We start from the raw sequence: 20,735 nt of genomic DNA on the forward strand, positions 1-20,735 counted from the left end.
GATAAGGGCTCGGAAGTTATCCTTTAATCCGTTTTCTTCTTTTTCGAGGTAAAATTTGTTACAGATTTTGTATCCTCAATGGTATCATTTACGAATGCCATATCTTGATTTTTGGCTTTCATATTCGTCGTTCCTTTGTAATTACCCTTATGAGTCTGATTTTCCATAAGCTTGCCTCCTCAAATTTTAGGTGCTTGTGTGCACAGCTTAAGCCAGCGCCAACATAGTATTTCCGCAGCGCGGCTTATCATTCTCAGAAATGACTATCTTACGGCGAGGCACAAATACAATACCGTTTAGGGGTATAAAACGGGTTAAAAACAAACGGCTGTTCAAATGCAGGGTTTTATAGGTTTTCACAACTTACAATGCTTTTATCGATCAGAAAACCGTCTTCATTTGCCAAGGAAGCCATCAAATGCCGTTTAGGCTTAACGGATGGCACTTTCAAAGTAGGTGACGCTGGGGTATAATAGCTGGAGTTGTTTACTTTCGGGAAAATAGGGGTGTCTTATAGCATGGCATTGAAAGCAGGAATAGTAGGTTTGCCCAACGTCGGCAAATCAACATTGTTTAACGCAATTACGCAAGCAGGAGCAGAATCTGCCAATTATCCTTTTTGTACAATAGATCCTAACGTTGGTGTTGTTGAAGTACCGGATGAGCGTTTGGACAAGCTGGTTGAGCTTGTTGTTCCTAAGAGCATCGTGCCTACAGCGTTTGAGTTTGTAGATATTGCCGGATTGGTTGCTGGTGCAAGCAAAGGCGAAGGCTTGGGAAATAAATTTTTGGCGCATATCCGTGAGGTAGACGCCATTGTTCATGTGGTTCGCTGCTTCCAAGATGACAACATTACGCATGTATCTGGCAAGGTAGATCCAATTAGCGATATTCAAACGATTAATTTGGAGCTTATTTTGGCGGATATTGATTCGGTTGATAAAAAGATTGAACGCTCCCGTAAAAACCTTAAGGGCGGAGACAAAAAAGTTGCTCAGGAAATCGAAGTGCTTGAACGCATCAAGGAAGCATTGTACAACGATAAGCCTGCTCGCAGCCTAGAGCTGAGCGATGATGAGAAGCTGCTTGTTCGTGATTTGCATTTGCTGACAATGAAGACGGTTTTGTATGCCGCTAACGTGAGTGAAGACGAAGTTTCAAATTCAGACGGCAATGAGTACGTACAAAAAGTACGCGAATTTGCAGCTGCTGAAGGTGCTGAAGTTGTGCCAATCAGCGCGAAGGTTGAAGCTGAGATTGCTGAGCTTGAAGGCGAAGACAAAGAAATGTTCCTTGAGGAGCTTGGCATGTCGGAGTCGGGCTTGAACCGTTTGATCAGTGCAGCTTACAAGCTTCTTGGTCTATACACTTACTTCACAGCCGGTGTACAAGAGGTTCGCGCATGGACGATTCGCAGTGGAACAAAAGCGCCGCAGGCGGCTGGCGTTATTCATACCGATTTCGAACGTGGATTCATTCGTGCTGAGGTTGTTTCCTTTACAGATCTTGCAGCTGCGGGTTCGATGGTAGCGGCTCGTGAGAAGGGGCAAGTTCGTCTTGAGGGCAAAGAATATGTCGTTCGTGACGGCGATGTTATCCATTTCCGTTTTAACGTGTAAATATTAGGGGAATAATAGAGCCCTGTAAGTGCAGCTTTGCGCTTACAGGGTTTTGTTGCAAACAGGATTCATGCTGGATGCTCAGTAACCAATGGCGGTTGCCTGGCATATGAAGATTGAAGCGGTTCGTAAAAATGGGCATGATTAGCTGGCTGTAAATCGAAACCAGCAGTCGATAGAAACTCGATGATATGGTATAATGAACATTATCCTAATGGAATAAACAGAGGTGAATGATCGTGTTTGACCGTTTACAAGCACTCGCAGACCGGTATGAGAAGCTGAGTGAGCTATTGTGTGATCCAGATGTATCCAGTGATCCCAAGCGGCTTAGAGAGCTTTCCAAGGAGCAGTCGGATTTACAAGAGGCATATGATGCCTTTACGGAATATAAACAAGTTACCGAGCAGCTGGACGACGCTAAGCTGATGCAAGCTGAGAAACTCGATGACGAAATGCGTGAAATGGTTAAAATGGAAATCGACGAATTGAGCAAACGCCAAGCTGAGCTTGATGAGCAAATTCGTATCGTTCTATTGCCGAAGGACCCTAATGATGACAAGAACGTTATTGTCGAAATTCGCGGTGCGGCTGGCGGAGACGAAGCAGCATTGTTCGCATATGAGTTATATCGTATGTATACAAAGTTTGCTGATGCACAAGGCTGGCGTGTAGAGCTAATGGATTTCAGCGAGAACGACGTTGGCGGATTTAAAGAGGTAATCTTTATGATTACGGGCAAAGGCGCGTACAGCAAGATGAAATTCGAAAGCGGCGCTCATCGCGTACAACGGATTCCAGTAACGGAATCAGGCGGCCGTATTCATACATCAACATCTACGGTAGCTGTTATGCCTGAGGTTGAAGATGTGGAGATTGAAATTTTCGACAAGGATATTCGCGTGGATACGTTCTGCTCCAGTGGAGCGGGCGGTCAATCCGTTAATACGACGAAATCCGCGGTACGTGTATTGCACGTTCCAACCGGCATTATGGCGACTTGCCAAGATGGTAAATCACAGAATGAGAACAAAGCGAAGGCACTTGCCGTGCTTCGTGCACGTATCTCTGATGTTCGCCGTCAAGAGGAAGAAGCAAAGTATGCGGGCGAGCGTAAGAGCAAGGTTGGAACGGGAGATCGCAGCGAACGTATTCGCACATACAATTTCCCGCAAAGCCGTGTAACGGATCACCGTATCGGATTAACGCTTCATAAGCTGGATTCAGTGATGAACGGCGATTTGACAGAGGTTATTTCCTCGCTGACGATTGCAGAGCAAGCTGATCTTATGGAACGTGAAATGGCTTAACAAATTTGCGCTGGGTCGCTGGTTGCTTACAATAAGCAATCAGCGGTCTGGCGTTTTGTTCGGTTTGGGGAAGCGAAGGCAAAGCATGTGGTTGTGTGGAACACATAAATAGATTGGACATGGCAGTGAATTATAGTCAAATGTACTGTTAGCTGTGAGGCAGTAATAGCAAAAGAGTGGCTATAGTTGCTGCATGAAGGAGAAGGAAGATACTTTAAAGTGGGAAGGGCGATTCAGGAATGAGCAAGCATTCGGAGGAGCAATGGTTTGTTGCGCCATTAACATTGCGGCAAGCTTGCATGCAAGCGACAGCGATTTTGCAATCGGAAGCGGTGGAAGAGCCGCGCAACAATGCAGAGCTTCTGCTCATGCATTTGCTGAATATGGATCGAGCGGCATTGCTGCGTGATGGCAGTGAGTTATTTCCTGCAGAGCGGTTAGCAGAATGGGAAAGCCTCATACGTCGTAAGGCTGCTGGGGAGCCTGTTCAATATATTATAGGTGAGCAATGGTTTTATGGGCGGCCATTTACAGTCTCGCCTGCTGTGCTCATTCCGCGTCCGGAAACAGAGCTGCTCGTCGAGGCTGTGCTTGAAGCAGCTGATCTTATTTGGCCCCCTGCGCTGATTGCAGGGGATATGCAGCCGCCGACGATTGTCGACGTCGGCACAGGCAGCGGCGCCATTGCCGTGACGCTAGCTTCGCAGCGTCACGCATGGCGCGTATGCGCGTCCGATCTATCGCTGGACGCGCTGGCAGTCGCCCGCACGAACGCGATCCGCCATGAAGCGGCGGATCGGTTGACATTCGTGCAGGGCGACCTGCTCATGCCATTTGTACATGGGCATGAGCAGGGTGAACTGCAGCACGGCGAGCTTCGCATCGACGTGCTTGTATCCAATCCGCCGTATATACCGGCGGCGGATATGTTAGAGCTGCAGCGCGAAGTTCGCGACTATGAGCCGCATCTCGCGCTGGAAGGCGGGCCGGACGGGTTGATCCCGTACCGGCGCATGCTGGAGCAGCTTCCGCTGCTCGCGCAGATGCCTCGCATCGTCGCATTCGAGCTCGGCATGGGCCAGCCTCGCATCGTTGCCGACATGATGCGCGAAATGTCGCAATGGGACGACATTCGAATCATCAGTGACTACGCTGGAATCGAGCGCCATGTTATTGCAACGAGGAGTTAACTTCGCTTGCAGCAAAAGAGGCTTCCCCAAAAGTAGATTTATCTACTTTGGGAAAGCCTCTATTTCATTTAAAGCAGCCATTTTCAAGCAGCAGCCTGACTGGGCTCAGCAAAATAAATCTATTGCCTAGATTTATTTTCGCTGGAACACATCATTTACCGCTTTTTTATAGCTCATGAGCAAAAATAAGCTTACTTTCTAGCTCTATTTTCGAGAAAACAGCTCCTTTGACGAAAATAAGCCTACTTTTTAGTCTTATTTTCACTGGAACGCATCATTTAGTGCTTTTTTGTAGTTCATGAGCAAACATAAGCCTACTTTCTAGCTCTATTTTCGAGAATAGGGCTCCTTTGACGGAAATAGGCCTACTTTTTAGACTTATTTTCGCTCAAACACATCATTTACCGCTTTTTTGTAGCTCATGAGCAAAAATAAGCCTACTTTCTAGCCCTATTTTCGAGAAAACGGCTCCTTTGACGAAAATAAGCCTACATTCTAGCTCTATTTTCCAGAAGGGAGTTACTTTGACGGAAATAAACCTATATTCTAGACTTATTTTCGCTGAAACGCATCATTTAGCGCTTTTCTGTAGGCTACGAGCAAACATAAGCCTACTTTTTAGACTTATTTTCGCTCTAAAGCATCATTTACCGCTTTTTTGTATGTGATTCGCAAAAATAAGCCTAAATTCTAGATCTATTTTCGAGAAAACGGCTCCTTTGACGGAAATAAGCCTATATTCTAGACCTATTTTCACTGGAAAGCATCATTTAGCGCTTTTCTGTAGACTATGAGCAAACATAAGCCTACCTTCTAGATCCATTTCCGCTGTAACCCATCACTTAGCGCTTTTTTTTCGATTTTAGCCGCTCACACTTATTCCGGCATCATACCGGTGCTTATCGCAAGACGGTTCCACCCGTTGATCGTAATAATAGCCATAATAATTTCGCCAACTTGTTTGCTCTCGAAATATCGGGCAACCTCTTCATATACCGCATCAGGTACATGCTCCTTCGTAATGACTGTGACAGCCTCCGTCAAAGCGAGTACCGCTCGCTCCTCCTTCGTAAAGTAAGGCGTATCGCGCCAAGCGCTCAATGCATAAATCCGCTGCTCAGTCTCGCCCAAGCTTCTAGCGTCCTTCGTGTGCATATTAATGCAGAATGCACAGCCATTTATTTGCGATGCGCGAATTTTAATCAATTCTAGCAGCTGTTTATCGATGCTCGTAGTGCCTAGGTATTTTTCCAATCCGCTCATTGCCTGATATGCTCCAGGTATTTCTTTAGCTATTTGGACTCTTTCTGTCATGTTCCTCATTCTCCTCTATGTTCTAATTATTTGCTTTCATCCTCTAAGACAAAACACGGTTATCGGTTGTGACAGAAGATTAAAAAATTTTTTATTTAGTCGTCCTTGTTTAGTCGTCCTTGTTTAGTCATCCGGTGTTCGAAATTGGCGGTTCGTAAATTTTTAAATGGTCATTCGATCCGAACATTCTTCAGCTTATCAGGGTTCAACATGACATAAATCCGCTCAACCTTCTGCCCTTCCTCATCGAGCCGAAAGCTGATCACACTTCTTGGCATACCGGCTTGGTTAACGATGACACCAGCTTGTCCGTTCACGTCAGCGAATTGATGGCCATCTCCCAAGAAGGTCTTCGGAATAACACCCTTCAAAAAGGCGATGACTCTTTCTCTGCTAATAATAGCGAAAATAGCTGCACGTACCTTGCCTCCTCCATCGGAGACAAGTATCGCTTCTTCGGACAAAAGAGAAATCAACTTCTCGAAATTTCCAGAGGAAGCTGCTTCCATGAAGGCAACAGCGAGGGTCTCGGCTTTATCCGTGTTCATGGGAAGCATCGACCTATCTTCCTGAAGCTTCTCTTTGGCTCGGCTGTATATTTTACGACAGTTTGCTGTCGTTTTATGTAAGCATGAAGCAATATCCTCATAATCGTATTGAAGCGATTCTCTTAAAATAAACACAGCCCGCTCAACGGCTGTGAGCTGCTCAAGCATGACAAGCAGCGCGTAGGAAATCTCTTCATGCTCCGCATAAATTTCAGCAGGGTCTTGTTTTACGGTGCTGACGTCTGGTTCGGGCAGCCACTGTCCAACATATACTTCTTTTCTTTTGCGAGCGGATTGGCTGAGATTGATCGAGCGGTTAGTGAGCATTCGAACGAGATAGGCCTTCTCATTTTTAATTTCACTAGGGTCCAAAAGGCTGTAGTCTGCAAACACATCCTGGACCAAATCCTCGGCCTCGCTGAATGTGCCAAGCATCCGATAAGCAATGGAATGGAGCAGCGGTCGATACGCTGCATAAGTATTTTGGAAATCCATTCTTCATCCATCCTTCTCATTTATTGAAAATAGTATAACTTGCTAGAAGAGCGTCTGCGATAAGATAAAAAATAGATAGATTGATAGGTTTATATATTAAGCTTAACGGACATAATGACGGATAGATACGTTCCGGAACGCAAGCAGACGCACTGACGGGTGCGACGAGAGGAGCTTGTGTTATATGTCCAGCCATTATTCTATTCATTCCTATTCCAATATTTCTAAATCCGCTCATTCTAATTCGGGTAAGGCTAATAAATTTGTTTATCGCAAATCATATGGTTTTATAATTTTTGCACTTATCATTTTAATTATGAGCTGGGAAGCTCAGCAAATGGATGCTGCGGTTGCAGGCGGAGAAATTCCGCAGGAAGCCATTCGCCTTCGTATTTTAGCCAATTCCGATAATCCTGCTGATCAAGTCGTGAAACGTCTTGTCCGGGATGAAATCGTTAAAGCGATGAATAGCTGGGTGACGGGACCTCAGACGATTGAGGAAGCACGTCAGACGATTCTCGCCAATATGCCTGAAATTGAACGCATTACAGCAGAAGTGCTCAAGAGCCGCGGCTTTGAATATGGCTCATCCGCAGAGCTTGGAATGGTACCGTTCCCGACAAAAATGTACGGCAATCAAGTTTACCCTGCTGGCGACTATGAAGCCCTTCGTATTACACTTGGCGAAGGCGGCGGACAAAATTGGTGGTGTGTATTGTTCCCGCCGTTATGTTTTATCGATGCTGTAAGCGGTGAAGCATCAGCAGCAGCTGGAACAGAGACAGAGCAAGCATCAGTTGTGAAACCGAATAGTGCAGCGGCTAAGACAGCTTCCTTAGCAGCAGCTCCAGCAGATACTCCTTCCCAAGGCGAAGCGCCGGAAGCAAAATTTTTTATTTGGGAAATGATCGAATCTTTTATCAATTGGATTAAATCACTGTTTTCATAAGAAACGACAGCTGCACCTTTGAATGTAAAGGTGCAGTTGTCGTTTCTGCTTGTTTGCGGGTGCTTATGCTATAATAACGAATGAATGAACAATTTCAATTAAGAGCAAGGATTGAAGGATAGAGATGACTAAAACAAATGTATGGCGCGTAAAGCAGGCTCATGATTCTCAGCTGCGCGAACAATTATCGGAAGCTGCCAGCCAATTAAGAGAAGGCGGTATTATTGCTTTCCCTACGGAGACGGTTTATGGGCTTGGCGCGGATGCTCGCAGCTCGGCGGCGGTTGAGCGGATATTCACCGCAAAGGGACGTCCATCGGACAACCCTCTCATTGTGCATATTGCGGGTCGCAAGCAGTTAGATGAGCTGGTGCTGCCGTATTCGGAGCTGGCTTCATCGTTGATGGAACAGTTTTGGCCAGGGCCACTTACCATTGTACTGCCCGTTCGTGAGGATGCGTTATCGCCGCTCGTAACGGCTGGACTGTCTACCGTTGGTATTCGAATACCGGATCATAGAACAGCGCTTGCGCTGCTTGAGATCGCAGATTGTCCAATTGCTGCACCAAGTGCCAATCGTTCTGGAAGGCCAAGCCCAACACTTGCTGAGCATGTGCTGGAGGATTTGGATGGGCGAATCGATGGTCTTGTTGATGACGGTGCAACAGGCGTCGGCCTGGAATCTACTGTAATTGAGCTTGCTGGCGAGCATGGCATTCGTATTTTACGGCCAGGCGGCATTACGCGCGAAGCGCTTCAAGAAGCGGCACCCCATGCGTTGATTGATAGTGCCTCGATAGAAGAACCGGAGTCGGCTCCGCGATCACCAGGCATGAAATATACTCATTATGCGCCACAAGGGGAGCTTGAGCTTGTGCAAGGCCATTTTGAAGCTGTCGCAGCTTACATTCAAGATCAAGTAGAAGCTGCAAAGAAGCGCGGCGAGGTAACTGGCGTACTTGCTTTCGAAGAGAGATTGAATCGCTACGATGCAGATCATGTTTTCTCATTAGGAAGCGAGGCGGAGCTTGGCACAGCAGCACACCAGCTTTATGCCGCATTGCGTGATTTTGACGGGGCAGGCGCTCAGCGTATTTGGGCAGAGGCCTGCACGGAGCATGGGATCGGCGCAGCGCTTATGAATCGGTTGGCCAAAGCGGCTGGAAACCGAATTATTCGTGTATAGAAAGCACTGTAAGGGGAACGATCATTTTTGAAACAAAATTAGCTTGAAACCGCACTAGTATGTTTGTCCTCATGTCCGCATATGTTTGGTAAAGACTACAAGCGGACATGGGGGAGATAGGCTGTGATTGAAGCACAATTACAAGCTGGACAGTTTTTGACGCTGCTTATTATTGCGGTGGCACTCAGTCTAGACGCATTTTCTCTGGGACTCGGAATAGGGCTCAAAGGCATAAGGCTGCGAGATGTTTTGAAGCTTGGCATTGTAATTGCGTTGTTTCATATGATCATGCCGCTGGCAGGTATTTTTACAGGTCAATACGTGGGCTCCTTGCTTGGAGATGTAGCCACGACTGCGGCAGGCATTTTGCTAGTGCTGCTCGGCGGACATATGATTTATAGCTCGCTGCGCGGCGAGGCGGTTCAATCTTTTGACCATAAATCTTTTTGGGGCTTGCTCGTGCTTTCGCTTAGCGTCAGTATCGACTCGTTCTCAGTAGGCATTACGCTTGGGATGTTCGCTGCAAACATGTTGATGACGGTTTTACTTATCGGTCTGCTCGGCGGGCTGATGTCGATATGTGGTTTAATGCTGGGGCGTAAAGTCAGCGGTCAACTTGGCGAATATGGCGAGGCCATAGGCGGAGGAATTTTGTTCGTGTTCGGCATCTTGTTTATCTTTTAGAATATAAGTAAGAAAGCAGAACAATATTGCAGTCTTATTTTAAATTTCAAGTCAAAGCTGCTTTAGCATCTAAGGAACGCTGCAGGTGTTTTCGCTTAATCGTTGAACAGCTTGGAATAACGTGCAAAAAGGAGTTGGCAGTGTGAAACGTATTTTATTTGTATGTACAGGCAATACATGCCGCTCACCGATGGCAGAGGCTATGCTTCGCCGAATGGCTGCTCTAAGAGGGATCACCGTAGCCGTTCGCTCCGCAGGCATATCTACAATTGACGGACTGCCCGTGTCGGCTCATGCTGTGGAGACTCTTAGGCAGCGGGACATCGAGCACAAGAGCACGTCGCTGGCGCTGACGAGCGAGGCGGTTGGTTGGGCTGATATTATTTTGACAATGACGGTCAATCATAAGCGTGGTTTGCTGCAATGGCATCCCGAAGCGGTTGACAAAATCTATACGTTAAAGGAATATGCAAATCAAGACGCACAAGTGCTCGCGGATATTGAGGAGCTGGAGCAGCTTTATACAGAGCTTCATATGAAGCAGGCGCTTGGCCAACAGCTGACGACCGGCGAGAGAAGACGATTGCTTGAGCTGGAGCGTCGCATACCGAGCTTTGACATCGTTGATCCTTTCGGAGGCTCGCTTGCTATATACAGCAGCAGTGCTAACGAAATTGAGGACGCGCTCGTCAAGCTGCTGGACAAGCTTGCCAAAAGATAAGTATTCAGGGTTGCAGAAGTCATTTTTACTCCCATTCGATTGATTTTTGTAGCTGTATAAGATATAATAAAATGACAATATACGGTTTCCGATGTAACTGGCGACGGAAGTGGGTAACCACGGTGGAGCATCGGAATATACGGCCGGTCGCCTGGGCAAAGAGCAGCATGCTAATAAGCATGTCTTGCTCTTTTTTCGTCTTTTTGGGCAAAAATAGGTATACTAGCACTGTGATGTTTCATTTCTAAGGAGGTCTTTTGCGTTGAAAATTGCTATTGGTGCTGACCATGCAGGTTATCGTTTGAAGGATGAAGTTGTACCGTTTCTTCAATCGCTTGGTCATGAAATTGAAGATCTTGGTTGCAACTGTGACCAATCCGTCGATTATCCGGACTATGCATTGCCCGTATGCGACCTTGTTACGAGCGGCAAAGCAGAGCGAGGTATACTCATTTGTGGAACAGGTATCGGCATGTCGATTGCGGCTAATAAAGTACGCGGCATCCGCTGTGCGCTTGTGAATGATATGTTCTCAGCCAAAGCAACTCGGGAGCATAATGATACTAATGTTTTGGCGCTTGGGGAACGAGTGATCGGTCCTGGAGTGGCACTCGAAATTATTCGCATATGGCTTGAAACGCCGTTCTCAAATGGAGAACGTCATGTCGGTCGTGTTAGTAAAGTGAAACAAATTGAAGAACAGTACAGCAGCCAGTCCTAATTAGGGGGCATTCGCAATGAACGTAGACGAAAACGTACAGCTAGGAAGCATTGCAGAACAGGTTAAGCAAATTGTTCGGGAACTGGCAGCGGCAGGCAAGCTTGGTATGAGTCAGCTGCTAGTAATCGGTGTAAGTACTAGTGAGGTTCTTGGTCATCGCATCGGGACTTCGGGCACCATTGAAACGGCTGCACAAATTTACGCAGGCGTTGAAGCGGTTCGCAGCGAAGTTGGCTTTATTCCCGTTTATCAATGCTGTGAGCATCTGAATCGCGCGCTTGTCATCGATCAAGCTTCCGCAGAACGATTGGGGCTTGATATTGTAGGTGCAGTGCCAGTGCCTAAAGCGGGCGGATCCATGGCAGCTTATGCCTATCGCCAGCTGAAGGAACCTTGTTTGGTGGAAACGGTGCAGGCGCATGCGGGCATCGATATTGGTGATACGTTTATCGGTATGCATTTGAAGCGGGTGGCTGTTCCCGTTCGTCCGACGATTCGTGAAATTGGCGGAGCTCATGTCACGATGGCTATCACTAGGCCAAAGTTAATAGGCGGCTCCCGAGCAGTATACGAGCTTAGCGAGAATCTAACGGCGGAGCAATCTGCTGGAACTTGCGAATAGTTGATTAATAGCTATAATATTTTGATTTTCAGCGTCTAAAGGACACCGAAGACGTTTTTGCTTGATAAAGTGTATCTAATTTGAGGAGGAATTTAATCATGGAAAATTTGCGCAAACAAGACCCAGAAGTATTGAAAGCTCTAGGACTAGAACTTACTCGTCAACGTGACAATATCGAGCTAATCGCATCCGAGAACATCGTTAGCGAAGCGGTATTGGAAGCTATGGGAAGCGTTTTGACGAACAAATATGCAGAAGGTTACCCAAGCAAACGTTTCTATGGCGGTTGTGAGCATGTTGACATCGTTGAGGATATTGCCCGCAACCGTGCAAAAGAGCTTTTTGGCGCTGAGCACGCGAACGTGCAACCACACTCCGGCGCACAAGCGAACATGGCTGTTTACCTTGCAGCTTTGCAGCCTGGCGACACTGTGCTTGGTATGAATCTAGCACATGGCGGACATTTGACACACGGCAGCCCTGTTAATGCATCTGGATTGCTTTATAACTTTGTTGCATATGGTGTACAAGAAGATTCCTTCACTATTGATTATGAAGAAGTTCGCAAGCTTGCTTTCAAGCACCGTCCTCGTTTGATCGTTGCAGGCGCTAGTGCATATCCGCGCACAATCGATTTCGAGAAGCTTGGCAAAATTGCTAATGATGTAGGCGCATTGTTTATGGTTGATATGGCTCACATCGCTGGTTTGGTTGCTGCAGGCCTTCACCCGAGCCCAGTGCCTCATGCGCATTTTGTAACAACTACAACACACAAAACCCTTCGCGGACCTCGCGGCGGTATGATCCTTTGTCGTCAACCTTGGGCTGCTGCGATTGATAAAGCAGTTTTCCCAGGCTCGCAAGGCGGTCCTTTGATGCATATTATCGCTGCTAAAGCAGTAGCTTTCGGCGAGGCGCTTCAACCTGAATTCAAGCAATACGCAACCCAAGTTGTTAAGAACGCTAAAGTTCTTTCGGAAGAGCTTGTTGCAAAAGGCTTTAATATCGTATCTGGCGGAACAGACAATCACTTGATGCTGCTCGACACACGTAATCTGAACATTACAGGAAAAGTAGCAGAACATGTGCTTGATGAAGTAGGCATTACGGTAAACAAAAATGCCATTCCGTTTGATCCAACAAGCCCGTTTGTAACATCCGGTATTCGTATTGGTACACCTGCAGCGACAGCTCGCGGCATGGAAGAGAACGCAATGAAGGTTATTGCTGAGGTTATTGCACTTGTGCTTAACAGCCCTCAAGATCAAGAGGTGCTCTCCAAAGCGCGCGGCATGGTTCGTGATCTTACGGCACAATACCCACTTTACCCTGGCATGACTTACTAATCATAAATATATTATTAATAAAAAAAGACCTATTTGTGCATATGCATGAATAGGTCTTTTTTTGATTATATGCCGTGCATAAATAATATATCTAAAAAAATAATACAGTTAGAAGCTGCTTAGAATAAATGATCAAACGTCAATGTTGAAATGAAAAAACGTTCATTTTGCACAACCGAAAAATAATAATTAAATATAATGGTCGTTATTATTTATGTTATAGTATAAATACCGAAAAAACACATTATATATTTGTGGAATATATATGTAATTTAAAACAAAATGGAAATATAAAGGATTTTCAATTTAATCTGTATTTTTAATCATTAGTGCTATTTTTGTAAATAAATGACTGTAAAAATATTAAAGTGAAATATTATTAAAATAATTAACCGAATAAACGCTGTACAGCATTAACGCAACAGAATAATTAATTGAATAAACGCGTTAATGTGTTAAAGAACAGTGTATAAAAGTAATTATAAACAAAAATTTACAGCTTACATATTCTTGATAAATAATTAACATGGTTGTATAGTGAAATTTATTATTATATTTAAACTCATTGTTTAAATGGGGAAAATGTTTAGCATTGCTCAAGAGGATACGTATATTTGCATTGGACAAGCTAGAAGAAGATGCAAACGTTTGTGTACAAAGCGAGTAAGTTGGACGATTTTGCCATGTTGAACTGAGCAGAAAAAAAACGGGAGGATTACAATGAGAACAAGAAAGTCTGCTTTATCATTTATTGCTGCTTTACTCATTCTTGCTATTGTCGCTGTTGGTTGTACGCCTAAAGAAGAAACAGGCAACAACGGTGCTACGAACGGCGCAACAAACGGCGCTACAAATGGAGGAGCATCCGAATCGAAAGTTTTCAGAATGAACATTCACTCTGAGCCTTCGACACTTGACCCGGCACTTATGGAAGACAACGTATCAGGTACACTTGCAACTGGTATCTACGAGGGTCTAACTCGTAAAAACGAGAATGGTGAATCCATTCCTGCAACAGCTGAAAGCTGGGTAAAATCAGAAGACGGCAAAACCTACACATTTAAAATCCGCAAAGACGCAAAATGGAGTAACGGCGACCCTGTTACTGCAAATGACTACGAATTCTCTTGGAAGCGCGCGCTTGATCCAGCTGTAGGTTCAACTTACGCGTACCAATTCTACTACATCGTTGGCGCACAAGATTATAACGAAGGCAAAACGACAAACACAGACGCTGTGGGTATCAAAGCTCTTGATGCTCAAACGCTTGAAGTTAAACTCGTTTCACCTACACCATACTTCTTGAGCCTTACATCATTCTATGTTTACAACCCTGTTCATCCTTCTGTGAAGGACAACGAGGCTTGGGCTGCTGATGCTAAAACAATCATCGGTAACGGTCCTTTCAAAATGAGCGAATGGCAGCACAATACTTCCATTAAGCTTGTTCCTAACGAAAACTACTACGATAAAGCACAAGTGAAATTTGCAGGCGTTGACTTCACAATGATCGCTGAATCTGCAACTGAACTTGCTAACTACGAGACAGGTAAACTTGATTACACTGGTAAACCAACTGGTGAAATCCCGGCTGAGCAAATTCCGGTTCTAAAAGAATCTAAAAAAGACGAGATCGTTACTAAAGGTATCGCAAGCTCGTACTACTACCAATTCAACACAGAAGAAGTTCCTTTCAACAACGTAAAAGTACGTAAAGCACTTGCAATGGCGATTGATCGTCAAGCAATCGTTGAGAGCGTAACAATGGCCGGCGAAGTTCCTTCGTTTGGTTTTGTACCACCAGGCATCATCGGTTTGAAAGAAGATTACCGTAACGAAGTGAAAGATGATTTCTTCACTGAAAATGTTGACGAAGCAAAAACATTGCTTGCTGAAGGTCTAGCTGAGCTTAAGCTTGCTAAGTTCCCTAAAGTAACATTGACGTTCAACACAAGCGACGGCCACAAGAAAATTGCTGAAGCAATCGTTGAAATGTGGCGTCAAAACCTTGGTATCGAAGTTGGTATCGAGAACCAAGAGTTTGCTGTTCTATTGAAAAACCGTACTGCAATGAACTATCAAATCGCTCGCGCAGGTTGGGGAGCTGACTACAACGATCCAATGACTTACTTGGATATGTTCGTAACTGGCGGCGGTCAAAATAATACAGGTTTTGCTTCACCTGAATACGACGCTTTGATCAAAAAAGCGAATGCAAGCGGAGATCAAGCTGAACGTATTGCGGCTATGACTGAGGCAGAAAAAATTCTTATGGAATACATGCCGATCATGCCAATTTACTACTACAGCAACGTTTACATGCTTAAACCTGGATTCAAGAACATCTTCTTGGACTACAAAGGGGACATCGACTACACAAGAGGTTTCTACGAAGCGAAATAGTCGTCCTTCCAGCACCTGAAGCTAGGGATATATGCGGGGTGTCCGCATATATCCCTTTCTTGTTGACAGATTCAGGCTTTATCACTTTTTAGCATTACTTCTTGTTTATATTCTGTAAGGAGGTGTCCATTGCGTTGATAAAATATGTATCCAAGAAGTTTCTGTCCATGTTTGTCTCGTTGTTTGTTCTTGCGTCCGCTACGTTCTTTCTTATGAAAATTATCCCGGGCGATCCCTTCATTAGGGAGAAGGCTATTCCCGAGAAAATAAGGGAGCACCTCTTGCAAATGTACGGCCTTGATCAGCCGGTATGGAAACAATACTTGATGTATTTGAACAATTTGCTTCATGGCGACTTAGGGATGTCAATGAAGCAGCAATATATGTCCGTTACTCGTATTATTAAAGAAAGCTTTATTTACTCTGCGCAAATCGGCCTTTTTGCTGTTATTGTGTCGCTAGCATTAGGTTTGATTCTGGGCATCGTTGCAGCTCTTAATCATCGTAAATTTTTGGATAGCTTCACGATTGTTATTGCAGTGCTTGGGGTATCGATTCCCAACTTTTTGGCAGCATCAATTTTACAGTTCGTCCTAGGCAGCAAGCTGCGTTGGCTCAATGTATCGGGACTTAACGATCCTACAGATTTTATTATGCCTGTTCTTGCGCTTTCGTTTCTTCCAGCTGCATTTATCGCGCGTCTGACGCGCTCAACGATGCTAGAAGTACTATCCGCTGATTACATTAAGACCGCTCGTGCTAAAGGTCTCAGCGGCCGCATTATTTTGGTTCGTCATGCTCTACGCAATGCTATTTTGCCAGTAGTAACTTATATCGGACCGATGACCGCTAACATTATTACCGGTTCTGTCGTTGTCGAACAAATTTTTGGTATAGGTGGAATTGGGAAATATTTTGTACAAAGTATTACTAACCGCGACTATACGCTCATAATGGGGCTTACTTTATTTTATGGAATTATCCTGATGGTTGCGCGTTTCTTGACTGACGTAGCTTATGGCTTTGTCGATCCGCGTATCAAGCTAACAAGAGGAGGCGGAAAAGGATGAAGGATAAGACCTTTACGCCGGATCAATTCGCGAAGCTGAACAAAGATGAGAAGCACACGGAAGTAGTTGTTCGTGAGAGCATCTCGGCATGGAAAGATGCTTGGCTGCGTCTGCGTTCCAACAAAATAGCGATGTTCAGCTTAATTGTGCTGCTTATCGTCACCCTTATGGCGATTTTTGGCCCGATCATATCAGAGCAGGATTTTCAAACGAATCACTTGAAGGAAAAGAACTTAAATCCTAACGCTACCTATTGGTTTGGTACAGACGATCTCGGGCGGGATCTCTTCACCCGTACTTGGATGGGGGCAGGGATATCTCTGCAGGTTGGTATATATGCTGCACTCGCAGACTTGGTTCTTGGTGTAATTATCGGTGGAATTATGGGTTACTTCGGCGGTCGTGTCGATGAGATATTGAACCGTTTTTGTGAAGTTCTATACTCCATTCCAAGCATGCTTATTATCATTCTTTTGATTGTCATATTAGAGCCGAGCATGTTCACGATCGTGCTTGCGCTTAGTATAACCGGTTGGATCAGTATGGCTTGGATTGTGCGCGGTCAGATCATGCAGCTCAAAAATCAAGAATACGTTATGGCTGCTCAAGCGCTCGGCGCAAGCACTCCACGTATTCTATTCAGACATCTTATTCCTAACGCAATGGGTCCGATTATCGTAACGTTGACGCTTACTGTTCCAAGTGCGATCTTCGCAGAGGCATTCCTCAGCTTCTTGGGACTAGGTGTTCAATCCCCAGCTGCGTCTTTGGGTACGATGATAAATGATGCAATTAAAGCATGGACACTGTATCCGTGGAGAATGATTTTCCCAGCAGCAGTTATAAGCGTTACGATGCTTTGCTTTAATATTTTTGGCGATGGTCTGAGAGATGCGCTTGATCCGAAAATGAAGAAGTAGGAGGTGGTCAATGATGGAGAAATTACTTGAAGTAAAAGACCTTCGTGTTAATTTCAAAGTTCGAGGCGGTATCGTTAAAGCGGTTCGCGGTGTGAATTTTCACGTCAACAAAGGCGAGGCAGTAGCCATCGTTGGGGAGTCCGGTTGCGGCAAAAGTGTAACTGCACAATCGCTCATGCGTTTGATTCCATCGCCTCCGGCCGATACTAAAGGATCGATTATGTTTAAAGGCCAAGAAATTTTGAAAATGTCCAATAATCAAATGGAGGACATTCGTGGTAAAGAGATGGGGATGATCTTTCAGGATCCAATGACCTCTCTTAACCCTACGCTAACGATTGGCCGTCAAATTACAGAGGGACTAATCAAGCATCAAGGAATAAGCGGTGCAAAAGCGACAGCACGCGCGATTGAGATGCTTGATCTTGTAGGTATTCCGAACCCTGCTTCACGAGTTAATCAATATCCGCATCAGTTCTCTGGGGGCATGCGTCAACGGGCGATGATTGCTATCGCGCTTGCATGCAATCCATCGCTTCTTATTGCGGATGAGCCAACAACGGCGCTAGACGTTACAATTCAAGCGCAAATTATGCGAGTCATGAAGGACTTGCAGCAAAAGCTTGGCACTTCTATTATTCTTATTACGCATGATTTAGGCGTTGTAGCAGATATGTGTGACCGCGTTATCGTTATGTATGCAGGCAAGGTTGTGGAAACCGGTACGAAATGGGAGATTTTCAAAAACCCTAAGCATCCTTATACAAGAGGCTTGCTGCGCTCCCTTCCTCGTCTTGACCAGAAGAAGGAAGAGCCGTTGGTACCGATTTACGGTATGCCGCCGGATTTGATTAAGCCGCCGACGGGCTGCAGCTTCTGTGCTCGCTGTGATGAAGCCATGCGGGTTTGCGTGGACAATGATCCCGAATTGCTCCCAGTGGATGGCAATGAGAATCATGAGTCGGCATGCTGGCTAGCACATCCTTATGCAAAACGGGAGGTGTCAGTATGAGTGCGCCATTAATTGAAATTAATAATTTGCGTAAATCGTTTAATTTAGGCGGAGGAGCGACGCTCCACGCTGTTAATGATATATCTTTCTCCATCAAAAAAGGAGAAACGGTCGGCGTAGTTGGTGAGTCCGGTTGCGGAAAATCAACAGCTGGTCGTACTATTATGCGGCTGTATGAACCAACTAGCGGCGGTGTTAACTTCGACGGGCAAGATATTTATAAGTTGAAGGGTCCTAAGCTAAAAGAGCTTCGCCGTGATATGCAAATGATATTCCAAGATCCTTACGCATCATTAAACCCGCGTATGACGGTTATGGACATCATTGGAGAAGCGCTTGATATTCACAAGCTTGTTGCAAGCAAGAAAGAACGCAAGCACAGAGTTGAGAACCTGCTGGATGTCGTAGGTCTTAATCCAGACCACGCTACAAGGTATCCGCATGAATTCTCTGGCGGTCAAAGACAGCGTATTGGTATTGCACGCGCGCTTGCTGTTGATCCGCGCTTCATCATTGCAGATGAGCCGATCTCAGCGCTCGACGTATCTATCCAAGCGCAAGTTGTTAACTTGATGATGGATCTACAGCGCAAGATGGGTTTGACTTACTTGTTTATCGCGCATGATTTATCCATGGTTAAGCATATAAGCGATCGTGTAGCGGTTATGTATCTTGGTAAAATCGTTGAGCTCGCAGAGAGCAGCGAGTTGTACGCGAGTCCTGCTCACCCTTATACAAGGGCTCTGCTTTCGGCTATTCCGATTCCAGACCCGGAGATTGAAGCGACTCGTGAGCGTATTGTATTGACTGGCGATTTGCCTAGCCCAATCAATCCGCCTACAGGCTGCCAGTTCCATACGCGTTGTCCGATTGCGACAAACAAATGCAAGGTGGATGAGCCAGCTCTGCTTGAAGTGAGAAAAGGGCATTTTGCTGCTTGTCACTACGCGTCAGTTTAATCATTATCAATTATCTAGCATAAAGCTAGTTGTGAATAAGTTTTTGAAAAAAGATGGAGCAAGGATGATTCCTGCTTCATCTTTTTTTGTTTTTAGTAGGTTGTGCACAAAAATGTTGATAACATGTGGACAATTGTGGATAACTCATGCCAAAAATGTGGATAGTTTATCATTTAAACGTTTTTTCAATAAATAATTTATTATTTTTATACTGATTGTGGATAGAAGTTTACATGATGACTTCAAGGCCCACTATATAAGCTTGAGGAGAGCGGCTTCGCCGTGTGTAAGTGCAAGGAGCAGGATCGTAGAGCGGTTGTACTGGACACTACGGGGTTAACTGAGGGAAACCCTTCCGTATAATGAAGTAGGCATACAGGGCAATACAGCGCTGTTTAAAGGCTTCTATTCAGAAGAGAGCCTCGATTATATGTGTGACCTTCATTATCCTGATGACCCGTGCGATTAGGAGATGTGTTAATATATGGGTAAGACGAACCGACGTGGAGGGTTAGGATGGATCAAGTGGTAACGATATTGATTATTGTAGTTTTGGTTATTGTTGTAATAAGTGCACTATCAAAATCGAATAGTTCAAACAGCAATGCTAAATCGGGCGGCAGAGGCCGAGAATATGCTGGTCGTACCAATGCGTTTACACCTTGGCCAAATGCCGAGCTACCGACTGCACTTGGCGTGCCGTACGGGCACCCTGCGAGAACTGCGGCGGAACGCTTGGAGTCCGCGCTAGGTATCGATTTTGAGAGCCGAGTGAAGGACAGGGTGTTAAAGGAATTCCCAAAAATATCAGATAAAGAATGGAATTGGACCTGGTTTGAGCTGAAACGATATTTTCTTATGTGTGGCATCATGCGCAGTGTTCCTATGTATAGCAAGCAGGTTGATGCGGTATGGCATGAAATGCTTATGTTCACGAGGGAGTATGAACAGTTTTGCATGAAATTCTCCGGCGCAATGATTCATCATGCACCTCATGCGCCAGGTGCGCAGCCGCTCCCGGGAGAAAGAGCGATGTTCGACTGGGCTTATGGCGAACTGTTTGGGCAGGCTCCGGTTAGCGGCAGAATATGGGGAGCCTTTTACCGAACGCAAATGTCGGAGCAACGGCTGGAGGAGCTTGCTGGCTGGAGTACAGAAGAACTGCGCAAGCAATGGTTTAACGTGAGTACGACAGAGAGACACTCTGATTTGAAAGCGACAGCTAACTATATGATAGATAGGGCCAAATCTCAGCTTTTGGCTGCTGGAAAGGGCAAAGCGCCTTACGGGAAAGAGCCTAGCTCCGCGAGCAGCTATGGGTATGATCCTGTTTTAGGAGCAACCGGCCTATTATCAGGTCTTCTCATTTACAATTCTATATCGCACCCGAATGATTTTGCCCAGCAGATGGATCAAGCTCAAAATGAAGAGGAACGTAAAGCGAATGGAAGCGGCGATACCACTTATGCTTGCAGCGGCTCATCCGACGATGGAAGAGATGACCATTCGTGTGGAAGTGACGGCGGAGATAGCGGATCAGGCGGGGATTCCTCCTGCGGAAGCGGTGGAGACGGCGGCGGATCATCCTGCGGCGGCGGAGGCTGCAGCAGTTAAAAGGAATATACTTACAGCGGCCTGTGACTCCTAATTTTGGAATCACTGGCCT

At 45.5% G+C, this 20,735-nt stretch carries 19 protein-coding genes and 1 riboswitch; of the genes, 16 read left to right on the forward strand and 3 right to left on the reverse strand.

Features of this window, described 5'->3' with window-relative positions; translation table 11 throughout:
• Positions 1 to 23: 23 nt before the first annotated feature.
• Positions 24 to 167 (reverse strand): hypothetical protein, encoded by a 144-nt coding sequence (locus AB4Z50_RS00715; RefSeq protein ID WP_179089742.1) that lies wholly within the window; start codon positions 165 to 167, stop codon positions 24 to 26.
• Between the two features lie 351 nt (positions 168 to 518).
• Here AB4Z50_RS00715 and ychF point away from each other — a divergent pair, with 351 nt between their 5' ends.
• The 3 genes from ychF (at position 519) to prmC (ending at position 4,119) form a co-directional block, all read left to right on the forward strand.
• The gene (gene ychF / locus AB4Z50_RS00720) at positions 519 to 1,619 is read left to right on the forward strand and encodes a redox-regulated ATPase YchF (protein WP_076266277.1); all 1,101 of its coding nucleotides are present in this window, start codon (positions 519 to 521) and stop codon (positions 1,617 to 1,619) included.
• Positions 1,620 to 1,858: 239 nt separating this feature from the next.
• Positions 1,859 to 2,929, forward strand: coding sequence for a peptide chain release factor 1 (prfA, locus tag AB4Z50_RS00725; RefSeq protein WP_076266276.1), 1,071 nt, complete (start codon positions 1,859 to 1,861; stop codon positions 2,927 to 2,929).
• A 239-nt stretch (positions 2,930 to 3,168) separates the two neighbouring features.
• Positions 3,169 to 4,119 (forward strand): peptide chain release factor N(5)-glutamine methyltransferase, encoded by a 951-nt coding sequence (gene prmC / locus AB4Z50_RS00730; RefSeq protein ID WP_441874676.1) that lies wholly within the window; start codon positions 3,169 to 3,171, stop codon positions 4,117 to 4,119.
• Between the two features lie 876 nt (positions 4,120 to 4,995).
• On the opposite strand, the gene AB4Z50_RS00735 is transcribed toward prmC, so the two are convergent.
• Together AB4Z50_RS00735 and AB4Z50_RS00740 are read right to left on the reverse strand one after the other, a co-directional pair.
• Positions 4,996 to 5,433, reverse strand: coding sequence for a carboxymuconolactone decarboxylase family protein (locus tag AB4Z50_RS00735; protein WP_441874677.1), 438 nt, complete (start codon positions 5,431 to 5,433; stop codon positions 4,996 to 4,998).
• A 170-nt stretch (positions 5,434 to 5,603) separates the two neighbouring features.
• Positions 5,604 to 6,476, reverse strand: a complete 873-nt coding sequence (locus AB4Z50_RS00740) for an RNA polymerase sigma-70 factor (protein ID WP_441874678.1) — start codon at positions 6,474 to 6,476, stop codon at positions 5,604 to 5,606.
• 184 nt (positions 6,477 to 6,660) lie between these two features.
• Here AB4Z50_RS00740 and spoIIR point away from each other — a divergent pair, with 184 nt between their 5' ends.
• The 13 genes from spoIIR to AB4Z50_RS00805 all read left to right on the forward strand — a co-directional run bounded on the left by spoIIR (position 6,661) and on the right by AB4Z50_RS00805 (position 20,683).
• Positions 6,661 to 7,425 (forward strand): stage II sporulation protein R, encoded by a 765-nt coding sequence (gene spoIIR / locus AB4Z50_RS00745; protein WP_441874679.1) that lies wholly within the window; start codon positions 6,661 to 6,663, stop codon positions 7,423 to 7,425.
• A gap of 124 nt (positions 7,426 to 7,549) precedes the next feature.
• A complete protein-coding gene (locus AB4Z50_RS00750) occupies positions 7,550 to 8,611 on the forward strand; it encodes an L-threonylcarbamoyladenylate synthase (protein WP_441874680.1) in 1,062 nt (353 codons plus the stop codon).
• Positions 8,612 to 8,734: 123 nt separating this feature from the next.
• Entirely contained in the window at positions 8,735 to 9,295 is a 561-nt protein-coding gene (locus tag AB4Z50_RS00755; RefSeq protein ID WP_441874681.1) for a manganese efflux pump MntP, read from the forward strand.
• 142 nt (positions 9,296 to 9,437) lie between these two features.
• Positions 9,438 to 10,016 (forward strand): low molecular weight protein arginine phosphatase, encoded by a 579-nt coding sequence (locus AB4Z50_RS00760; RefSeq protein WP_076266269.1) that lies wholly within the window; start codon positions 9,438 to 9,440, stop codon positions 10,014 to 10,016.
• A gap of 83 nt (positions 10,017 to 10,099) precedes the next feature.
• A riboswitch (ZMP/ZTP riboswitch) is annotated at positions 10,100 to 10,180 on the forward strand.
• A 98-nt stretch (positions 10,181 to 10,278) separates the two neighbouring features.
• A complete protein-coding gene (gene rpiB / locus AB4Z50_RS00765) occupies positions 10,279 to 10,737 on the forward strand; it encodes a ribose 5-phosphate isomerase B (RefSeq protein WP_076266268.1) in 459 nt (152 codons plus the stop codon).
• Positions 10,738 to 10,753: 16 nt separating this feature from the next.
• Positions 10,754 to 11,359 carry a TIGR01440 family protein gene (locus AB4Z50_RS00770; protein WP_441874682.1) on the forward strand — a complete coding sequence of 202 codons (606 nt, stop codon included), beginning with the start codon at positions 10,754 to 10,756 and terminating at the stop codon, positions 11,357 to 11,359.
• Positions 11,360 to 11,457: 98 nt separating this feature from the next.
• On the forward strand, positions 11,458 to 12,705 hold the full coding sequence (glyA, locus tag AB4Z50_RS00775) for a serine hydroxymethyltransferase (protein WP_339205415.1): 1,248 nt from the start codon (positions 11,458 to 11,460) through the stop codon (positions 12,703 to 12,705).
• Positions 12,706 to 13,425: 720 nt separating this feature from the next.
• Entirely contained in the window at positions 13,426 to 15,108 is a 1,683-nt protein-coding gene (locus tag AB4Z50_RS00780; RefSeq protein ID WP_441874683.1) for a peptide ABC transporter substrate-binding protein, read from the forward strand.
• Positions 15,109 to 15,242: 134 nt separating this feature from the next.
• Positions 15,243 to 16,178 (forward strand): ABC transporter permease, encoded by a 936-nt coding sequence (locus AB4Z50_RS00785; RefSeq protein WP_076266265.1) that lies wholly within the window; start codon positions 15,243 to 15,245, stop codon positions 16,176 to 16,178.
• Positions 16,175 to 17,098, forward strand: coding sequence for an ABC transporter permease (locus AB4Z50_RS00790; protein WP_339205414.1), 924 nt, complete (start codon positions 16,175 to 16,177; stop codon positions 17,096 to 17,098). Before AB4Z50_RS00785 ends, AB4Z50_RS00790 begins: the two co-directional genes overlap by 4 nt.
• A gap of 13 nt (positions 17,099 to 17,111) precedes the next feature.
• Entirely contained in the window at positions 17,112 to 18,110 is a 999-nt protein-coding gene (locus tag AB4Z50_RS00795) for an ABC transporter ATP-binding protein (protein WP_441874842.1), read from the forward strand.
• Complete coding sequence (locus AB4Z50_RS00800; protein WP_076266262.1) at positions 18,107 to 19,069, forward strand: ABC transporter ATP-binding protein; 963 nt, start codon at positions 18,107 to 18,109, stop codon at positions 19,067 to 19,069. Before AB4Z50_RS00795 ends, AB4Z50_RS00800 begins: the two co-directional genes overlap by 4 nt.
• A 516-nt stretch (positions 19,070 to 19,585) precedes the next feature.
• Positions 19,586 to 20,683 carry a hypothetical protein gene (locus AB4Z50_RS00805; RefSeq protein ID WP_441874684.1) on the forward strand — a complete coding sequence of 366 codons (1,098 nt, stop codon included), beginning with the start codon at positions 19,586 to 19,588 and terminating at the stop codon, positions 20,681 to 20,683.
• Positions 20,684 to 20,735: the final 52 nt, after the last annotated feature.

Origin of the sequence: Paenibacillus sp. 2TAB26, assembly GCF_052115145.1 — a bacterium.
GTDB lineage: Bacteria > Bacillota > Bacilli > Paenibacillales > Paenibacillaceae > Pristimantibacillus.

Bases quoted from the DNA above. Each gene is read 5' to 3' on its own strand.
- AB4Z50_RS00770 (WP_441874682.1), top strand. From the start codon at position 10,754: ATGAACGTAGACGAAAACGTACAGCTAGGAAGCATTGCAGAACAGGTT.
- prmC (WP_441874676.1), top strand. From the start codon at position 3,169: ATGAGCAAGCATTCGGAGGAGCAATGGTTTGTTGCGCCATTAACATTG.
- spoIIR (WP_441874679.1), top strand. From the start codon at position 6,661: ATGTCCAGCCATTATTCTATTCATTCCTATTCCAATATTTCTAAATCC.
- AB4Z50_RS00740 (WP_441874678.1), bottom strand. From the start codon at position 6,476: ATGGATTTCCAAAATACTTATGCAGCGTATCGACCGCTGCTCCATTCC.
- AB4Z50_RS00800 (WP_076266262.1), top strand. From the start codon at position 18,107: ATGAGTGCGCCATTAATTGAAATTAATAATTTGCGTAAATCGTTTAAT.
- AB4Z50_RS00795 (WP_441874842.1), top strand. From the start codon at position 17,112: ATGGAGAAATTACTTGAAGTAAAAGACCTTCGTGTTAATTTCAAAGTT.
- AB4Z50_RS00780 (WP_441874683.1), top strand. From the start codon at position 13,426: ATGAGAACAAGAAAGTCTGCTTTATCATTTATTGCTGCTTTACTCATT.
- AB4Z50_RS00750 (WP_441874680.1), top strand. From the start codon at position 7,550: ATGACTAAAACAAATGTATGGCGCGTAAAGCAGGCTCATGATTCTCAG.
- ychF (WP_076266277.1), top strand. From the start codon at position 519: ATGGCATTGAAAGCAGGAATAGTAGGTTTGCCCAACGTCGGCAAATCA.
- AB4Z50_RS00735 (WP_441874677.1), bottom strand. From the start codon at position 5,433: ATGACAGAAAGAGTCCAAATAGCTAAAGAAATACCTGGAGCATATCAG.
- AB4Z50_RS00715 (WP_179089742.1), bottom strand. From the start codon at position 167: ATGGAAAATCAGACTCATAAGGGTAATTACAAAGGAACGACGAATATG.
- AB4Z50_RS00805 (WP_441874684.1), top strand. From the start codon at position 19,586: ATGGATCAAGTGGTAACGATATTGATTATTGTAGTTTTGGTTATTGTT.
- glyA (WP_339205415.1), top strand. From the start codon at position 11,458: ATGGAAAATTTGCGCAAACAAGACCCAGAAGTATTGAAAGCTCTAGGA.
- AB4Z50_RS00790 (WP_339205414.1), top strand. From the start codon at position 16,175: ATGAAGGATAAGACCTTTACGCCGGATCAATTCGCGAAGCTGAACAAA.